14 protein-coding genes are annotated in these 18,021 nt (G+C 39.2%); all 14 read left to right on the plus strand.

The features are described 5' to 3' along the window. Positions 1 to 58 precede the first annotated feature (58 nt). Complete coding sequence (gene cmk, locus JJN12_RS05505) at positions 59 to 736, plus strand: (d)CMP kinase (protein WP_208428742.1); 678 nt, start codon at positions 59 to 61, stop codon at positions 734 to 736. Positions 737 to 761: 25 nt separating this feature from the next. After that, complete coding sequence (locus JJN12_RS05510) at positions 762 to 2,705, plus strand: bifunctional 4-hydroxy-3-methylbut-2-enyl diphosphate reductase/30S ribosomal protein S1 (protein WP_208428743.1); 1,944 nt, start codon at positions 762 to 764, stop codon at positions 2,703 to 2,705. Positions 2,706 to 2,861: 156 nt separating this feature from the next. After that, positions 2,862 to 3,638 carry a CheR family methyltransferase gene (locus JJN12_RS05515; RefSeq protein ID WP_208428744.1) on the plus strand — a complete coding sequence of 259 codons (777 nt, stop codon included), beginning with the start codon at positions 2,862 to 2,864 and terminating at the stop codon, positions 3,636 to 3,638. 26 nt (positions 3,639 to 3,664) lie between these two features. Continuing rightward, the gene (gene plsX, locus JJN12_RS05520; RefSeq protein ID WP_208428745.1) at positions 3,665 to 4,675 is read left to right on the plus strand and encodes a phosphate acyltransferase PlsX; all 1,011 of its coding nucleotides are present in this window, start codon (positions 3,665 to 3,667) and stop codon (positions 4,673 to 4,675) included. A gap of 20 nt (positions 4,676 to 4,695) precedes the next feature. Further along, a complete protein-coding gene (acpP, locus tag JJN12_RS05525) occupies positions 4,696 to 4,929 on the plus strand; it encodes an acyl carrier protein (RefSeq protein WP_208428746.1) in 234 nt (77 codons plus the stop codon). A 68-nt stretch (positions 4,930 to 4,997) separates the two neighbouring features. Next, positions 4,998 to 5,732, plus strand: a complete 735-nt coding sequence (rnc, locus tag JJN12_RS05530) for a ribonuclease III (protein WP_236013706.1) — start codon at positions 4,998 to 5,000, stop codon at positions 5,730 to 5,732. After that, on the plus strand, positions 5,713 to 9,273 hold the full coding sequence (smc, locus tag JJN12_RS05535; protein ID WP_208428747.1) for a chromosome segregation protein SMC: 3,561 nt from the start codon (positions 5,713 to 5,715) through the stop codon (positions 9,271 to 9,273). Before rnc ends, smc begins: the two co-directional genes overlap by 20 nt. A gap of 14 nt (positions 9,274 to 9,287) precedes the next feature. Further along, a complete protein-coding gene (ftsY, locus tag JJN12_RS05540; protein ID WP_208428748.1) occupies positions 9,288 to 10,214 on the plus strand; it encodes a signal recognition particle-docking protein FtsY in 927 nt (308 codons plus the stop codon). A gap of 161 nt (positions 10,215 to 10,375) precedes the next feature. After that, complete coding sequence (ilvA, locus tag JJN12_RS05545; protein ID WP_236013708.1) at positions 10,376 to 11,596, plus strand: threonine ammonia-lyase; 1,221 nt, start codon at positions 10,376 to 10,378, stop codon at positions 11,594 to 11,596. Between the two features lie 52 nt (positions 11,597 to 11,648). Beyond that, positions 11,649 to 12,722 (plus strand): VanZ family protein, encoded by a 1,074-nt coding sequence (locus tag JJN12_RS05550; RefSeq protein ID WP_208428749.1) that lies wholly within the window; start codon positions 11,649 to 11,651, stop codon positions 12,720 to 12,722. Between the two features lie 90 nt (positions 12,723 to 12,812). Next, positions 12,813 to 14,159 (plus strand): MATE family efflux transporter, encoded by a 1,347-nt coding sequence (locus tag JJN12_RS05555; RefSeq protein ID WP_208428750.1) that lies wholly within the window; start codon positions 12,813 to 12,815, stop codon positions 14,157 to 14,159. 164 nt (positions 14,160 to 14,323) lie between these two features. After that, positions 14,324 to 15,001 carry a tRNA (N6-threonylcarbamoyladenosine(37)-N6)-methyltransferase TrmO gene (tsaA, locus tag JJN12_RS05560; protein WP_208428751.1) on the plus strand — a complete coding sequence of 226 codons (678 nt, stop codon included), beginning with the start codon at positions 14,324 to 14,326 and terminating at the stop codon, positions 14,999 to 15,001. 221 nt (positions 15,002 to 15,222) lie between these two features. After that, the gene (nrdD, locus tag JJN12_RS05565) at positions 15,223 to 17,424 is read left to right on the plus strand and encodes an anaerobic ribonucleoside-triphosphate reductase (RefSeq protein WP_208428752.1); all 2,202 of its coding nucleotides are present in this window, start codon (positions 15,223 to 15,225) and stop codon (positions 17,422 to 17,424) included. Next, a complete protein-coding gene (gene nrdG / locus JJN12_RS05570; protein ID WP_208430334.1) occupies positions 17,424 to 17,957 on the plus strand; it encodes an anaerobic ribonucleoside-triphosphate reductase activating protein in 534 nt (177 codons plus the stop codon). Before nrdD ends, nrdG begins: the two co-directional genes overlap by 1 nt. Positions 17,958 to 18,021: the final 64 nt, after the last annotated feature.

An 18,021-nucleotide genomic window follows, 5' to 3' on the forward strand; every position in this document is an offset into this window, starting at 1 on the left:
AATGAGGGACAAACGGAGCCTCACTTCGTTTGTCCTTTAATCAAACTAAGAGGATATAATGAACAAAGAAATAGCAATTGACGGACCTGCGGGGGCCGGTAAAAGTACCATAGCAAAAAGAGTGGCCGAAAAGTTAGGACTAATCTATGTAGATACAGGTGCTATGTTTAGAGCGATTGCCCTTTACATGACGGGAAAGTGTGTCAAAAGCAATGAGACTGACAAAGTTAAAGAAGAGTTAAATAACATCCGTCTTGACATAGTCTATGAAAATGGTGAACAGCAGATTATATTAAATGATGAAAATGTGAGCAGGCTTATTAGAAATCCTGAAATAAGTAAGGCTGCATCTTCATTTGCACAGGTTCCCGAGGTAAGGGAAAGGCTTTTAATACTGCAAAGAGAACTGGCTGACAAAAGACCTGTAGTTATGGATGGAAGAGACATAGGTACAAAGGTACTTCCTTCTGCGGCGGTTAAGATATTTTTAACTGCAGATGTGAGGGTTAGGGCCGAGAGAAGATATAAAGAACTTACTGATAAAGGTGAAAAGGTTAATTTAGAAGACATTATGTCCGATATAAAGAGTAGGGATGAGCAGGATATGAATAGAAAGGTTTCACCTCTTGTACAGGCCGGTGATGCTGTGTTGGTTGATACATCTTCACTTAGCATTGATGAAGTGGTTGATACCATAATAAAAATAGCCTGTGACAAGAATCCTGACTTTATCTAGAGTCTCTTAGAAAGGGAAACTATATTTGGAAATTAAGGTTGCTAAGAATGCAGGTTTTTGTTTTGGTGTAAAGCGGGCCATAGAGCTTGTCAACAAACTTTCATCTGAAGGAAAGCCTGTATACACTTATGGAGATATTATCCATAATGAGAGTGTGGTAAAGGAGCTTGAAGAAAAGGGAGTAAGGGTTGTAAATGACTTGGATGAGCTAAAGAACCTTGAAAAGGGAACTTTGGTTATAAGATCTCACGGAATACCTAAGTCTGATTACGATAAGTTAGCTGATTTGGGAGCTGAATTTCAAGATGCTACCTGTCCCTTTGTAAAAAAGATACATAAGCTTGCAAGGGAGTATTCAGAGGAGCCTGACAATCAAATTGTCATTGTAGGCTCAAGAAATCATCCTGAGGTTATAGGTATAAAGGGCTGGTGCCTGACTGAGCCGGTTATATTTGAAACTAAGGAGGAAGCCGAGGCTTATAACGGAAATCCTTTAAAGAAACATGTTATTTTGGCTCAAACTACATTTAATTTAAATAAATTTCAAGATATAGTTGAAATTTTAGAGAAAAAGAGATATTATAGTATTGTTTTGAATACTATCTGCGATGCTACATCAAAAAGGCAGACTGAAACGGAAAAACTTGCGGGAGAAGCAGATGCAATGATAGTTGTTGGTGGCAGACATAGCTCCAACACCCAAAAATTATACGATATATGTATAAAAAAATGTGTTGATACTTACTATATACAGACACCTGAGGACTTGGATATAAGGAAACTAAGACTTTTTCGTTGCGTAGGTATTACAGCAGGGGCTTCAACCCCAAATAATATTATTGAGGAGGTTCGGACCAGAATGGCTGAAATGAGTTTTGAAGAAATGCTTGAGGAGTCTTTAAAGACTACCAGACACAACGGAGAGGTGGTAGAAGGAACTGTAATAGCTGTTAAGGAAGATGAGATTATCCTTAACATTGGATATAAAGCAGATGGAATTCTTACAAAGAGTGAATATTCCAACACTCCTACTGACCTTACTACTGTTGCTAAGGTTGGAGATAAGATGGAAGTTAAGGTACTTAAGCTTAATGACGGAGATGGACAGGTGCTTCTTACATATAAGCGCCTTGCTGCAGAAAAGGGCAATAAGCGCCTTGAAGAAGCTTTTAACAACAAAGAGGTACTTAAGGCTAAGGTTAGCCAGGTACTTAATGGTGGTTTAAGCGTAGTAGTTGATGAGGCTAGGGTATTTATCCCTGCAAGCCTTGTATCAGATACTTATGAGAAGAATCTTGATAAGTACGCTGGTGAGGAAATTGAGTTTGTTATCAGCGAGTTCAATCCTAAGAAGAGAAGGGTTATCGGTGATAGAAAGCAGATTCTTACAGCTAAGAAGAATGAGCTTAAGAAGGCTCTTTTCGAGAAGCTCGCAGTTGGACAGGTTGTTGACGGAACAGTTAAGAATGTAACTGATTTCGGTGCATTTATAGATCTTGGCGGAGCAGATGGACTTCTCCACATCTCAGAGATGAGCTGGGGACATATCGAGAATCCTAAGAAGGTATTCAAGGTTGGCGATATGGTTAAGACCTTCGTTAAAGATATTCAGGGTGAGAAGATTGCTTTAAGCCTTAAGTTTGAAGATCAGAACCCATGGGCGGGTGCAGAAGAGAAATTTGCAGTAGGTAAGATTGTTACCGGTAAGGTTGCCCGTATGACTGACTTTGGTGCATTTATTGAGCTTGAGCCGGGTGTAGATGCTCTTCTCCACGTATCACAGATTGCTAATAATCATGTTGAGAAGCCAAGCGACGTACTTAAGACAGGCGAGGAAGTGACAGCAAAGGTTGTTGATTTTAACGCTGAGACAAAGAAGATTTCACTTTCTATCAAGGCTCTTTTAGCCGGAACAGAGGAGAAAGAAGAGAAAGCTTCTGATGATTCTGAAGATAGCCAGGCAGAATAATTTGTCAGGTTTTGCTCAGCTTATGCAGTTAGATCTGTATGAGCTGGGCATTTTTAATGTGACAGGAAATTTCTCCAAAATTACCTGTCACATTAAAATAATGATATACACTTTTAGTACTTATAACTCGAATAATATACGAACATGGAGGTAAGTATGAGCGATTACGAGAGTTTTAAAAAGCAGATATATACCTTGTCTTCGATTGATTTGGATGCTTATAAAGAGAAACAGATGAAGAGAAGGATAGATTCTCTTATTGCAAAAAATGGATTTAAGACTTATGATGATTATGTAAAAGGATTGAAGACTGATAAAGACCTTTATGATGCGTTTATAAACTATCTAACTATAAATGTATCTGAATTTTGGCGCAATCCTGAGCAGTGGGCTATCCTTGAGAAAGACATAATTCCTTATCTTATGAAGAAGGATGGAAAGAATATTAAAATATGGAGTGCTGCCTGCTCTACAGGTGATGAACCATATTCACTTGTTATGTTGCTTCTAAAATTTGTTCCACTTAACCAGATTAAGATAATTGCTACAGACATAGACAATCAGGTGCTCGAGAAGGCTAAAATGGGAGTGTACAGCTATAATAGTGTGAAGGGCTTACCTAAGGAACTTCTAGAAAAGCATTTCACCAAGCTTACAGCTACTTCTTACAAGATTAATGATGATATTAAGTCAAGAGTTGAATTTAAGAAGCATAATCTCCTTAAAGATCCTTATCCAACAGGCTGTTCTATGATAGTTTGCAGAAATGTAGTAATATATTTTACGGATGAAGCTAAAAATGAGGTATTTAAGAAGTTTCATTCAGTCCTAAAGCCTGAAGGTGTGCTCTTTGTAGGAAGTACAGAGCAGATTATTCAGTCAGCTGCTATAGGATTTAAACCACAGTATTCGTTTTTCTACATCAAACAGTAAATAATAGATAGGTGGTAAAAATAAATATGATTAAAGTTGCATTGGATGTAATGGGTGGCGATAATGCGCCTTATGAGATAGTCAAAGGAGCTGTCCTTGCTGTTAATGAGAATAAGGAGCTTAAGGTTTATCTTGTAGGTCAGAGTGCGGTCGTTCACGATACGCTTAACAGATTAAGAGGCGAAGGCCTCGAAATCAACATGAATGCACTTGAAATAATAGAGGCGTCTGAGGTTATTACAAATGATGAGGCACCGGTTATGGCAATCAGAAAGAAGAAGGACTCATCGATTTCTGTTGCAATGAGGCTAGTGAAGGAAGAAAAGGCAGATGCCTTCGTTTCTGCTGGTTCTACAGGGGCTGTTCTTGTAGGAGGACAGCTAGTTGTCGGAAGGCTTAAGGGAGTTGAGCGTTCTCCTCTTGCATCACTTATCCCAACGCAAAAGGGTGTATCTTTGCTGATTGACTGTGGAGCCAATGTGGATTCAAGGTCTGCTCACCTTATTCAGTATGCCGTTATGGGTTCAATATATATGGAAAATGTAATCGGTATTAAGAACCCTAAGGTTGCCATAGTGAATGTCGGTGTAGAAGAAGAGAAAGGAAATGCGCTTGTAAAGGAAACCTTCCCGCTGCTCAAATCCCGTTCAGATATTAACTTTGTAGGTAGTATTGAATCAAGACAGATTCCTTACGGAGATGCGGATGTAATAGTGTGTGATGCCTTTGTAGGTAATGCTATATTAAAGCTTTTTGAAGGAGTTGCTGCAGTTCTTCTTGAAGAAATCAAGAAGGGACTTTTAAGTACTACTATGAGTAAGATAGGAGCCATGCTATCAAAAAAGGCACTTAAAAACACATTGTCTATGTTTGATGCTACTAAACATGGCGGAGCCCCTATGCTTGGACTTAATGGACTTGTAGTTAAGACTCACGGCAATGCAACACATAACGAAATTAAAAATGCTCTTATTCAGTGTATCAGCTTTAAAAATCAGGGAATTAACGATAAAATAAAGCAGTACTTATCAGAATAAGATGTAATAAAGGAGGAAATATGGAACTGGATAAAATTAAAGAAATTGTTGCAGGAGTACTTCATGTGGATGAAAACAGTATAACTGCAGACACAAAATTTGTAGATGATTTGGGTGCAGACTCACTTGATCTTACATCAATCGTTATGGAGATAGAGGAACAGTTTGGAATTGAAATTCCTGATGACGCTATTGCTTCTATCGTAACGGTTGGCGATGCTGTAGAAAAGCTTGAAGAAGCTAGCGAAAGGTAAATAATACCAAAGTTTGATGCCCCGCCATATGTTTGCGGGGTATTTCATTTTAGAAGGGGGAAAATAACTTGAGTTTATTTATTAAACCTGAGAAAGCCGATAAAATCGAACAAACAATAGGATATGAGTTTAAGGATAGAAAGCTCCTTACTAATGCATTTTCTCATAGTTCATTTGTAAACGAAAAGCATCTTTCCAAGTCTGACTGCAACGAGAGAATGGAATTTTTGGGAGATGCGGTATTGGAACTGGCAACGAGTGAATTCCTGTTTAACAGACATAAGGATATGCAGGAGGGTGAGTTAACAAAGCTTCGTGCAAGGCTTGTGTGTGAGCAGGCTCTAGCCTACAGTGCCAGAGAAATGGATTTGTCTGATTATTTGCTTTTAGGACATGGAGAGGCTATAACAGGTGGCAGAAATAGGGATTCTATACTTTCTGACGCACTTGAAGCTCTTATAGGGGCGATTTATCTTGACGGTGGTCTTACTAATGCGAAAGAGTTTATTGAAAGGCATGTATTAAATGATATTGAACACAAGAAACTCTTTTTTGATAGTAAAACTATCTTTCAGGAGATGGTACAGAGTGAGAATCTAGGTACCATCAAATATAAGCTGCTGGATGAATACGGCCCGGACCACGACAAGAAGTTTAAGGAAGCAGTTTATATTGGCACACGTGAGTATGGTATAGGCGAAGGCCATACAAAGAAGGCGGCAGAACAGGTTGCGGCTTATAATGGAATTTTAAAACTAAAGGCTGAAAGAGGAGAAGATAGCGATGTACCTAAAAAGTGTTGAAATACAGGGGTTCAAATCCTTTGCCAATAAAATTGTCTTTTCCTTTGAAAGTGGCATAACAGGCATAGTTGGACCTAACGGAAGCGGTAAAAGTAATGTTGCTGATGCCGTGAGATGGGTACTTGGTGAGCAGAGTGCAAAGCAGCTTCGTGGAGCAAAGATGGAGGATGTTATCTTCTCAGGTACGGAAATAAGAAAAGCACAGAGCTTTGCCTATGTTGCAATCACCATAGACAATTCAGATAAGGTACTTCCAATAGAATATGAAGAGGTTACAATTGCAAGAAGGGTATACCGTTCAGGAGAAAGTGAATATCTTATTAATGGGCATAACTGCAGGCTTAAAGATGTAAGTGAGCTTTTCCTTGATACAGGTATTGGTAAAGAAGGTTACTCAATTATAGGGCAGGGACAGATTGAGAAGATTATAAGCGGGCGTCCTGAGGACAGGCGTGAGCTTTTTGATGAAGCCGCAGGAATAACCAAGTTTAAGAAAAGAAAAGCTGAATCCATTAAGAATCTGGAAGAGGAAAGCGCTAATCTTGCCAGAGTAAATGATATAATGTCTGAACTTGAAGGGCGGATTGGTCCTCTTGCGAGGCAGGCTGAGGCTGCAAAGTTATATCTTAGTTACAGGGATGACCTAAAGAAATATGAGATTATCAATTTTACCAACGAATATGACCATTTGGCTGATGCTAAATCTAAGGCGGAGTCAGATAAGGCTTTGGCGGAAAACAATCTTAATGAGGCAAATACAAAGTATGAGGGCATAAAGGAAGAGTATGAGAAGCTTGAAGCCTTGTTAAATGAAAAGTCAGGGATGATTGATGAAACTTCAAATCTAATAGCTGAGAATCAGGTTGCAAGAGAGAAGGCTGACGGTGAACTTAAGCTTATAAAGGAGCAGATTAACTCCATAAACAAAAACTCTGAAAACAATGCTGAAAGGCTCAAACAGGCTCAGTTAAAGCTTGATAACAGCACAAAAGAAGAAACCGAAGTGAACCTTAAGCTTAATGAAATTATTACGAAAGAGGATAACTTTGCAAAAGAAGAGTCCGAGCTAAATGAGGAACTGGAGGCTAAACTTGGCTTAAAAGCTAACCTTGAAAAGGAAAAAGAGTATAAGCTTAGCGAAAAGGCAGGAAAAGACAAAGAAAAGGCTGAGGCTGCAGGTCAGATTGAGCTCTATAAGGCAAATCTTGAACAGAATAAGATAAAAAAGCTGGAGCTTAATCAGAAGATACTTAGAAATAAAGAAACAAACGATGGTCTTAAGTCTCAGTATGACTCTGCATCTGAAAAGATTAATGAACTTACTGCAAATCTCTTAAAACTTGAGGCTGTAGAATCTGATGCCAAGGAGCTTATCGAAAAGTTTACAGGAGACAGAGCAAAGAAAGAAAAGGAAGTATCAGATAAGCAAAGGGTTATCCTTGGTGCAAAGGCTACACTTAATTCCCTTATGAATATGGCTGAAAAGTACGATGGATATGGCAATGCCGTAAAGCGTATAATGGAGCATAAGAAGGAAGAAACAGGAATCATAGGTGTTGTTGCTGACATTATAAAGGTTAAGCCAAAGTATGAGACAGCTGTAGAAACTGCAATTGGTGGTGCCATCCAAAATGTAGTCACTGACAAAGAAGCTACTGCAAAGCGAACCATTACCTGGCTTAAAGAAAATAAGCTTGGAAGGGCAACCTTTCTCCCTCTTGATGCTATGACACTTCATAACCCGGGTAACTTCGGCGGTGCACTTAATGAAGAGGGGATAATAGGGGTGGCTGCCTCCCTTGTTGAGTATGAGCCTAAGTATGCAGGTCTTGTAAGCCACATCCTAGGACGTACCCTTGTAGCCGACAATATGGACTCAGCTACAAGAATAGCCAGAAAATACAGGTATTTCTTAAGAATAGTTACCCTGGATGGAGAGCAGCTAAGTCCCGGAGGCTCTATCTCAGGTGGTGCATTTAAAAACTCTAGTAATCTGCTTGGAAGAGCAAGAGAAATTGAGGAGAAGAAGGAGGGACTTGTTTTTCTTGAAAATGAGTATGAAGAGCTTAAAAAGGAGCTTGAAGGCATTAGAGCTTCGCTATCTGATACTAAGCAGAGTCTTGCAATTTACAAGGAAAACATGTCTGAACTTAAGGTTAGCCTTAATACAGAAATAAATGCAAGAAAGCAGCTTGAGCATAGAATATCTGAGACTGAACAAGGGCTTAACGAGATTAAGCTTGATGGTATTAATCTTGATAAAGAGCGTGACTTCACGGAAAAAGAAATAAAAAGACTTAGTGCCATAATTGCTTCTGACGATAAAAATGAAGCGCAGTCTGTAGAACTTGATGATATTATTAAGAAAATTGAAGAGACAGACAGGTCGATAGCTGAGATAAATGCAAAAATAAATCAGTCTAAGATAGCTGAAAGTACTGTACTTACTGAGAAGAACTTCATAAATGAAAATCTTGTAAGAATAAACAGAGATAAGCAATCTGCTGAGGAAGAGATCTCTGAGCTTAAGAAGCAGAACGAAGAAATTGCAGTCAGCCTTAAAGAAAAGCAGACTGAAATCGAGAAGCTTATAAGTGAAATTGAAAACCTCGCTGTAGAAATTGAAGCGGCTGAGAAAAATAAAAAAGCTCTTATTACAGAGAAAGATGCGATATCAGGAAGCCATAAGTCATTCTTTAACAAGCGTGAAGAAATAGCCGAGCTTAGGGCGAGCCTTGATAAAGAAGTGTACAAGCTAGGAGGCATCATAGAAAAGGCTGATGCTAGCCTTGAAGCAATGGTAGGCTATATGCTTGAGGAGTACGGAGTAACGTATTCTGAGGCTGTTAAGAATAAGGTTGATACCGATGAGGAATACACAAGCTTCACCCTTAAGAAGATGATTAACAATCAAAAGAATCTTATAAAAGAGCTTGGAAATGTCAATATAGGAGCTATTGAGGAGTACAGGGAAGTAGGCTCAAGATATGAGCTTCTTAAAACTCAGGCAGAGGACATAATAAAGGCTGAGGATGCCTTAAGGGTGGTTATTGAAGAGCTTGATAGAAGGATGAGAGAGCAGTTTGATGAACGCTTTAAGGACATAAATGAGCAGTTTAATCTTGCCTTTGAAGAGCTGTTCGGAGGTGGTAAGGGGAGGCTTGAGCTTACAGAAGGAGAGGATATACTTGAAGCAGGAATTAAGATAATAGCACAGCCACCGGGAAAGAAACTTCAGAATATGATGCAGCTTTCAGGCGGTGAAAAGGCACTTACTGCTATTGCACTTCTTTTTGCCATTCAGAACCTTAAGCCATCCCCTTTCTGTCTTCTTGATGAGATAGAAGCGGCTCTTGATGACTCCAATGTAACCAGATTTGCGGATTATTTACATAAGCTTACAAAGAACACCCAGTTCATAGTTATTACACATAGAAGAGGTACAATGAATGCCGCAGACGTACTCTACGGTATAACCATGCAGGAAAAGGGTGTATCTACCATGGTTTCGGTTAACCTTATAGATGCTGATATAAAGTAGAAAGGGATGAGATAATGGGATTTTTCAGTAAACTTGCAGAAGGACTTACAAAAACCAGAAACAACATAATGAACAGTGTCTCCAACATCTTTACGGGACACGACATAATAGATGATGATTTTTATGAAGAGCTTGAAGAAACTCTTATAATGGCGGACCTTGGGATAACTACAACCACCTCTGTTATCGAGAATTTAAAGGACAAGGTGAAGGAGTTAAAGATAAAGGATCCTGCTGATTGTAAGAAGTTACTTATGGACAGCCTTAAGGAGCAGATGCAGGTAAAGCCTGATGCTTATGATTTTGAAAATAAAAAGTCTGTTGTCCTTATGATAGGTGTAAACGGAGTAGGTAAGACTACATCTGTAGGAAAGCTTGCAAGCCAGCTTAAGAACTCGGGAAAGAAGGTTCTGGTTGCCGCTGCTGATACTTTTAGGGCGGGAGCCATAGAGCAGCTTACTGAATGGGCAAGACGTTCAGATGTGGAGCTCATTGCACAGAGTGAGGGCAGTGATCCAGCTGCTGTTGTATTTGATGCAGTAAATGCTGCGAAGGCCCGTAATGTAGATGTGCTTATCTGCGATACCGCAGGCCGTCTTCACAATAAGAAGAACCTTATGGACGAGCTTAACAAGATATATAGGATTGTGAGCAAGGAATACCCTGATGCTGCAGTTGAGACTCTTGTAGTTGTAGATGGTACAACAGGTCAGAATGCCAAAGAACAGGCAAGACAGTTCTCAGAAGCAGCTCCTGTAAACGGTATAGTGCTAACCAAGCTTGACGGCACTGCAAAGGGCGGTATAGCAATAGCTATAGAGTCTGAGCTTAGCATACCCGTTAAGTATATTGGAATCGGTGAGAAGATAGATGACTTGCAGAAGTTTGATGCAGAGCAGTTTGTGGAAGCTTTGTTTAATGTCGAACAGTATAACCAATAATTATAGGTAGTATAAAGAGAAACTGCATAGATACGGGGAAATTATACTGGTAAAAGCTGACTTTAAGTGATACAATATCATCAGTCAGCTTAGAGCAGTGAAAAAGAGGCAGTAATTTGCCTCTTTTCTTATCTAAAACAAGAAAGAAAGAGGTAATTATTATGATGACACTGGAGAAATTTGAGGAAGCTGCTGAGGCAGTGAAGAAAGTTGTTAACCCAACAAAGCTTGTGTACAGTGAGTATTTTTCTGCACAAAGTGGTAATAAGGTGTATCTTAAGCCAGAAAATATGCAGTATACAGGTGCTTACAAGGTTAGGGGAGCATACTATAAGATAAGCACTCTTTCTGAAGAAGACAGGAACAAGGGGCTGATTACAGCTTCTGCAGGTAACCACGCTCAAGGTGTGGCTTACGCTGCCAAACTATTTGGTGTAAAAGCGATAGTTGTTATGCCTACAACAACGCCTCTTATTAAGGTAAACCGCACCAAGTCCTACGGTGCAGAGGTAATTCTATATGGTGATATCTATGACGAGGCCTGTGCCTATGCTCTTAAGCTTGCAAAAGAAGATGGGATGACCTTTATACATCCCTTTGATGATGAAGTAGTTGCTACAGGACAGGGTACTATAGCAATGGAAATCTTCAAGGAGCTTCCAACTGTGGACTACATCCTTGTTCCAATCGGTGGAGGCGGACTCTGTGCAGGAGTATCTACCCTTGCGAAAATGCTTCATCCGGATGTAAAGATAATAGGTGTAGAACCTGCAGGAGCAGCCTGTATGAAGGCTTCTCTTGAGGCAGGAAAGGTCACCAGTCTTAAGAAGGTTGAGACCATAGCTGACGGTACAGCTGTAAGGACACCGGGAACCAATGTATTTCCATATATCCAAAAAAATGTTGATGAAATAATTACAATAGAGGATGAAGAACTTACACTAAACTTCCTTGATATGATAGAGAATCACAAGATGGTGGTTGAGAATTCAGGCCTGCTCACTGTTGCGGCCATAAACAAGCTCGGAGTAACAGGCAAGAAGGTCGTATCCATCATTAGTGGAGGTAATATTGATATAATTACAGTGTCTTCAATGGTTCAGCACGGACTGAGGCAGAGAGGAAGGATATTTACCGTTTCTGTACTTCTTCCTGACCGTCCCGGTGAGCTTGCAAGGGTTGCTGAGGTAATTGCAGAGCTAAAGGGCAATGTAATAAGGCTTGAACATAACCAGTTTGTAAATATCAATAGAAATGCGGCCGTAGAGCTCATTATCACGATGGAATCCTATGGCATGGAGCATAAGAAGGAAATAATTGACGGCCTGGGTAAGAAGGGCTACAAACCGAAAGAGGTGCAGTCTAAAGGAAGTCTTAATTAGCAGGACTTTGCACTTGCTTTTACTATGCATCACACATGAAAAAGGAGAATAAATGGGATATTTAAGCACTATCACATATGCAATGATACTGTTTCCGATTTTAGCGTTATTTATAACACTGCCTTATATGGTGATTAACTATCGTAAGTATGGTTCTGTAAATAAGCTTCGTACACTTATTTTATATTCATTTATATTGTATTTACTAACCATATATCTCTTGGTCATTCTGCCTTTGCCGGATAGGGACAGTGTGCGACACAGCTATACGGATATGATTAATTTGATGCCTTTTTCATTTGTGATGGATTTTATAAAGGAAAATCCGCTTGTTTTGTCTAAGCCTGCGACCTGGCTTATGGCATTAAAACACTCGACTTTCTATGTGCCGGCTTTTAATGTCCTTATGTTAATACCATTTGGAGTGTACTTAAGATATTATTTTAAGTGCAGCTTTAAGAAGACAGCACTTTTGACAGCTCTTCTTAGCTTATTCTTTGAGCTTACTCAATTGTCGGGACTATACTTTATATATCCGGGTTCATACCGCCTTTGCGATATAGATGACATTATACAAAATACAACAGGAGGCTGTATTGGCTATGCTCTGGGGTGGTTTGCCGTTAAACTTCTTCCATCAAGGGATGCTATAGATGAAAAGTCGCTTGAAGCAGGTGCAAGGGTTTCCGGAATTCGCATTTGTCTTTCGCTCATTATTGATACCTTTATTATATCTATCCCTTATAGCATATCACATACAACACTTCCTTTTCCTGTGTTTATAGCAATATATTTTGCCATAATACCTTTATTTAACGGTAAAACACTGGGAAGTGCATTACTTAGATTTGGACTTTATTTTGAGAAAAACAAGTGGTTTGGTACGATTTTTAGAGGATTATTATTAACAGCATACTTCTATCTGATTCCCATAGGATTGCAGAACATGATGTATGAGTTTAATAAATATGCAGACTCGTTATTGTACATATGCTTATTTTTAATCACGTTTATGATACTCATATTATTTTTAATCTATACAATAGCTGTTGTGTTGTTAAATAAGCGGTTATTATTTGACCGTATATCTGGTGCAAAATATAAAAGTACCGTTACAAATAAGTAAATACTGCGGGATAGTTTAAAACTTATACATTCTTGAAATTCTAACCTGTGAGGACTAGACTAAAGTTATTAAGCTAAAGGAATTAGGGTAATGGAAGACGAAAATAGGAAGTTGTTAAGGATTATACTGAATATGGCCTGGCCAGCTATATTAGAATCTGTGTTCTTTTCGCTTACCGCACTCATTGATTCTTACATGGTGAGCGTACTTGGTGAAAATGCAGTAGCAGGTGTTGGAATTACTGCTCAGCCTAAGTTTTTGGGGCTTGCTATCTGCTTTGCAGCCAATGTGGCCTTGGCGGCTCTTGTAGCAAGAAGGTACGGGCAGAAAAATAGAAAGGACGCCAATAGGATTGTCCTTACTGGAGTACTTTTTGTTACTTTGGCTACTGTATTTATAAGCCTAATTTCGGTTACTTTTACCGGTACTATAATGGACTTATGTGGTGCAACTCCTGATACCAAGGAATATGGTGAAACATATTTCAGGATAATAATGGGTGGCATTATTTTTAATGTGCTTCAGATGAGCATAAATGCTGCACAAAGAGGCATAGGGAATACCAAGATTACTATGCGCACCAATGTGGTGAGCAATGTAATAAATATAATGTTTAACTATCTTTTAATAGGAGGTAATCTTGGCTTCCCTAAGCTTGGAATAGCGGGAGCGGCCATATCTACAGTTTTTGGGACAGTGGTTGCCAGTGTGATGAGTATAGCTTCAATTATGAAAAAAGACTGCTTTATCAATATAGGTTATATGATAGCCGAAAAGATAAGGCCTACATTTGCCTGCCTTAAAAATATTACCTCCGTAGGATACAGCGTGTTCCTCGAGCAGCTTCTTATGAGAGTAGGCTTTATGTCAACTGCTATAATGGCGGCTCACCAGGGTACTTCTCAAATGGCGGCTCATCAGGTAAGTATGAATCTTTTAAGCCTATCATATTCCTTTGGTGACGGAATTCAGTCTACAGTTGTAGCATTAATTGGCAAGAGTCTAGGCGAGGAAAAACCTGAACTGGCTAAAAAATACGGAGTTATCTGTAGAAAGTTTGCTATTATGATAGCCGCAGTTCTTGCAGTGGTCTACATTTTGGGCAGTAAAGGCATATATTCAATGTTCTTTGACAATCCTGAAGTAATAAATATTGGAATTACCATAAGCCACGTGCTGATAGCTGCAATCATCTTCCAAATCCCAAGCGTAGTCTACATAGGTGCCCTAAGAGGAGCAGGAGATACCCTTTATACTGCAATAACCTCTACCATAAGTGTAACCATAATAAGGACATTTGTATCTTACTTTTTTGGTTATGTGCTAGGCATGGGGATAGTTGGTATATGGTTTGGTATAGTCGGGGATCAGTGCAGCAGGTTCATTTTCTCGGAAATACGCTTCAGACAGGGTAAATGGACAAAAATAAAGATATAGCTAGACAATATGTGCATACAAAGTAAGTTTGATAACAGATAAGCAGAAGATATAGGTAGGCATGAGGTGTATGTATAATAATATTAAGCATAGATAAGAAAGATAAGAAAGATAAGAAAGATTAGAAAAGATAAGAATATAATTTGGATAATTAAGGGTGTTTAATGAAGATAATAGCTAGGATACAGTCAGACTTTAAGGATAAATTCGGGATTCCAAGGCAAAGCGGCCTTGTAAATGAGCTAACAGCTAAGATAGTATTTGAGCCTGAATATAGAAATATAGATGCATTTAAGGGACTAAGCGGGTTTAACTATATCTGGCTGATTTGGGAGTTTTCTGAAACTATTACAGATACCTTTAAGGCAAGCGTAAGGCCTCCGAGGCTTCCTAGGAATGAACATTTGGGGGTATTTGCAACGAGGTCTCCATACCGGCCTAACCCAATAGGACTATCAAGTGTAAGGCTGATATCTGTTGAAGAGACAGAGATTGGTCCTGTACTTACCGTAGGAGGTGCTGATTTACTGGATGGAACACCGATATATGATATAAAGCCATATCTGCCTTATGCAGACTGTCATACAGATGCACTTTCAGGTTATACTGAATTTACAAAAGAACATAGACTTCAGGTTGAGGAAGAGAGCTTAGAACTTAGTAAGGTAAGCGATGATAAGAGAGAAGCACTTATAAAAGTACTGTCTTTAGATCCAAGACCATCATATCAAAACAGTGATGAATCAAGGGTATATGGCTTAAGGTTTGCTTCTTATGAGGTAAATTTTAAGGTCACAGGAGACAAGCTTAGAATACTTAAAATAACTACTATTGTAGAATAAAATCATTCTACAGCTATAAGAAAATTATATTAATTGGTAGTCGTTATTATATTTTAAAAAGGTCTTTCATTTTCCTGTAGAATATATTATCATAGTAGTCACGGACACAAGATATTGTATTGTACTACTGTTGCTTAACAATAACTTGTATTTAAAACCGCCGAAATCTGCCCATAGTGGGCGTTTGGAACGGAAATTATATCTGAGGGAGTGTGGAAGTCGTGAAGATTATCAAAAGAAGTGGTCAGGAAAATACCTTTGACGGCAATAAAATTACCGTTGCTGTAAGAAAGGCGAACAAGGAGGTTAACGATAACCTTAGACTTACAGAGGAAGAAGTTCTCGCAATTACAGAGAATGTTACTAAGGTGTGCTCCGGTATGAGCAGAGCGCTTAGTGTAGAGGAAATACAGGATTTAGTTGAGAATGAGCTTATGAAAACCGGCAAGAATGAGGTTGCCAGAAAGTACATTACATACAGATATAAGAGGGCTTTGGTTCGTCAGGCCAATACCACAGATGACCAGATACTAAGCCTTATTGAATGTGATAACGAAGAGGTTAAGCAGGAGAATTCCAACAAAAACCCTACAGTTAACAGTGTTCAAAGAGACTATATGGCAGGTGAGGTAAGTAAGGATATTACCAGAAGGTTCTTACTTCCTGAAGATATAGTAAGGGCACATGAAGAAGGTATTATACATTTTCACGACAGCGATTATTTTGCACAGCACATGTATAACTGCTGCCTTGTAAACCTTGAAGATATGCTTCTAAACGGTACTGTTATATCTGAGACTATGATTGAGAGACCTAGAAGCTTCTCAACTGCCTGCAATATCGCTACTCAGGCTATTGCTCAGATAGCAAGTAATCAGTATGGCGGACAGAGCATAACTCTTAGCCACCTCGTACCTTTTGTAGATGTAAGCAGACAGAAGTACCGTGTAGAGGTTGCAAAAGAGTTTGCTGCAGCGGGAGTAGAGCTTGATACCGAGAAGATTGAAAAGGTTGCCGAGCTTAGAGTACGTGAAGAAGTTAGACGCGGAGTACAGGTTATACAGTATCAGGTTATTACCCTTATGACAACCAACGGTCAGGCACCTTTTATTACTGTATTTATGTATCTGAATGAAGTGCCTGAGGGTCGTATCAGAGACGACCTCGCCCTTGTGATAGAAGAGATGCTCAATCAGCGTATGCAGGGAGTTAAGAACGAAAAGGGAGTATGGATTACCCCTGCTTTCCCTAAGCTTATATATGTACTTGAAGAGGATAACGTAGGCAAGGACAGTAAGTATTATTATCTTACTGAGCTTGCAGCAAAGTGTACTGCTAAACGCCTTGTACCTGACTATATATCTGAGAAGATTATGCTCAGGGAAAAGGGTGATGTTTACCCTTGCATGGGCTGCCGTTCTTTCCTTACACCTGATAGATTTACTGATGAGGGAGTAGGCAATATAGCTAAGGCTAAAAATTATGATGAAAATAAGCATAAATACTACGGAAGATTCAATCAGGGTGTTGTAACCATCAACCTTGTTGATGTTGCCTGCTCATCTAAGAAAAATGAAGCGGATTTTTGGAGAATCCTTGATGAGCGTCTTGAGCTTTGCCACAGAGCACTTAGAGCAAGACATGACAGGCTTCTTGGGACACTTTCAGATTCTGCACCTATTCTATGGCAAAATGGTGCCATAGCAAGACTTGCTAAGGGAGAGAAGATAGATGAACTCCTTTACAATGGATATTCAACCATTTCCTTAGGTTATGCAGGTCTGTATGAGATGACAAGATATATGAAGGATGCAAGCCATACTTCGCCAGAGGGTAAGGAATTTGCTCTTAAGGTTATGGAGAAGTTAAATGAGGCTTGTAATAAGTGGAAGAAGGAAGAAAATATTGATTATTCAGTATATGGTACCCCTCTTGAGTCAACTACATATAAGTTCTCAAAGTGCTTACAGAAGAGATTTGGGCTTATTGAGGGTGTAACTGATAGAAATTATATTACCAACAGCTACCATGTACACGTATCAGAGAAGATTGATGCCTTTTCAAAGCTTAAGTTTGAGTCTGACTTCCAGAAGCTTTCTCCGGGTGGAGCTATAAGCTATGTGGAAGTACCTAATATGAGCAACAATGTAGAGGCTGTAATTTCTATTATGCAGTATATTTATGACAATATCATGTATGCTGAGTTGAATACAAAGAGTGATTACTGCCAGTGCTGCGGCTTTGATGGAGAAATCAAGATAGTTAATGATGAAGATGGCAAGCTTGTTTGGGAATGCCCAAACTGCGGTAATAGAGACCAGGATAAGATGAATGTTGCAAGACGTACCTGTGGTTATATAGGTACTCAGTACTGGAATCAGGGACGTACACAGGAGATAGCGGAGAGAGTTCTTCATTTATGATGAATTATTGTGAAATAAAATACTTTGACATAGCCAATGGACCGGGAGTGAGGACAAGCCTTTTTGTAAGTGGCTGTACTCACCACTGTAAGGGCTGTTTCAATGAAATGGCTTGGGATTTTAACTCAGGCAAAGAATATACTACCGATGTAGAAGGGGAGATTATATCTTCCCTTTCTCCATCATTTATAGCAGGGCTTACAATTCTTGGCGGAGAGCCTATGGAAGTCCGCAATCAGAGAGGAGTAGCAGGACTTGTTAAGCGGATTAAAGCTGATTTACCTGAGAAGTCCATCTGGCTCTTTTCAGGCTATACCCTTGAAGAGCTGCTTGACGTCTCTAATTCCCGCTGTCATGATGAGCACACTATGGATATTCTTAACAATATAGATGTGCTTGTAGACGGTAAGTTCGTACTTGAGCTTAAAGATTTGAGCCTAAAGTTTAGAGGAAGCTCCAACCAGCGCATCATAGACATGAAGAGGAGCTTGGCTGAGAATAGGGTGGTATTGTCTAAGTATATGGAGAAGTAGTATTTGAAAATCCAGACTAAGTTTAGTTGTATATGTTTATTTATTTTGTTTATGGTAAAAAAGA

The organism is Catonella massiliensis, assembly GCF_016651435.1.
Lineage (GTDB): Bacteria > Bacillota > Clostridia > Lachnospirales > Lachnospiraceae > Catonella > Catonella massiliensis.

What these genes read in the sequence shown, in the direction of transcription:
- cmk (WP_208428742.1), top strand. Translation starts at nt 59, where the DNA reads ATGAACAAAGAAATAGCAATTGACGGACCTGCGGGGGCCGGTAAAAGT.
- JJN12_RS05515 (WP_208428744.1), top strand. Translation starts at nt 2,862, where the DNA reads ATGAGCGATTACGAGAGTTTTAAAAAGCAGATATATACCTTGTCTTCG.
- plsX (WP_208428745.1), top strand. Translation starts at nt 3,665, where the DNA reads ATGATTAAAGTTGCATTGGATGTAATGGGTGGCGATAATGCGCCTTAT.
- acpP (WP_208428746.1), top strand. Translation starts at nt 4,696, where the DNA reads ATGGAACTGGATAAAATTAAAGAAATTGTTGCAGGAGTACTTCATGTG.
- smc (WP_208428747.1), top strand. Translation starts at nt 5,713, where the DNA reads ATGTACCTAAAAAGTGTTGAAATACAGGGGTTCAAATCCTTTGCCAAT.
- ftsY (WP_208428748.1), top strand. Translation starts at nt 9,288, where the DNA reads ATGGGATTTTTCAGTAAACTTGCAGAAGGACTTACAAAAACCAGAAAC.
- ilvA (WP_236013708.1), top strand. Translation starts at nt 10,376, where the DNA reads ATGATGACACTGGAGAAATTTGAGGAAGCTGCTGAGGCAGTGAAGAAA.
- JJN12_RS05550 (WP_208428749.1), top strand. Translation starts at nt 11,649, where the DNA reads ATGGGATATTTAAGCACTATCACATATGCAATGATACTGTTTCCGATT.
- JJN12_RS05555 (WP_208428750.1), top strand. Translation starts at nt 12,813, where the DNA reads ATGGAAGACGAAAATAGGAAGTTGTTAAGGATTATACTGAATATGGCC.
- tsaA (WP_208428751.1), top strand. Translation starts at nt 14,324, where the DNA reads ATGAAGATAATAGCTAGGATACAGTCAGACTTTAAGGATAAATTCGGG.
- nrdG (WP_208430334.1), top strand. Translation starts at nt 17,424, where the DNA reads ATGAATTATTGTGAAATAAAATACTTTGACATAGCCAATGGACCGGGA.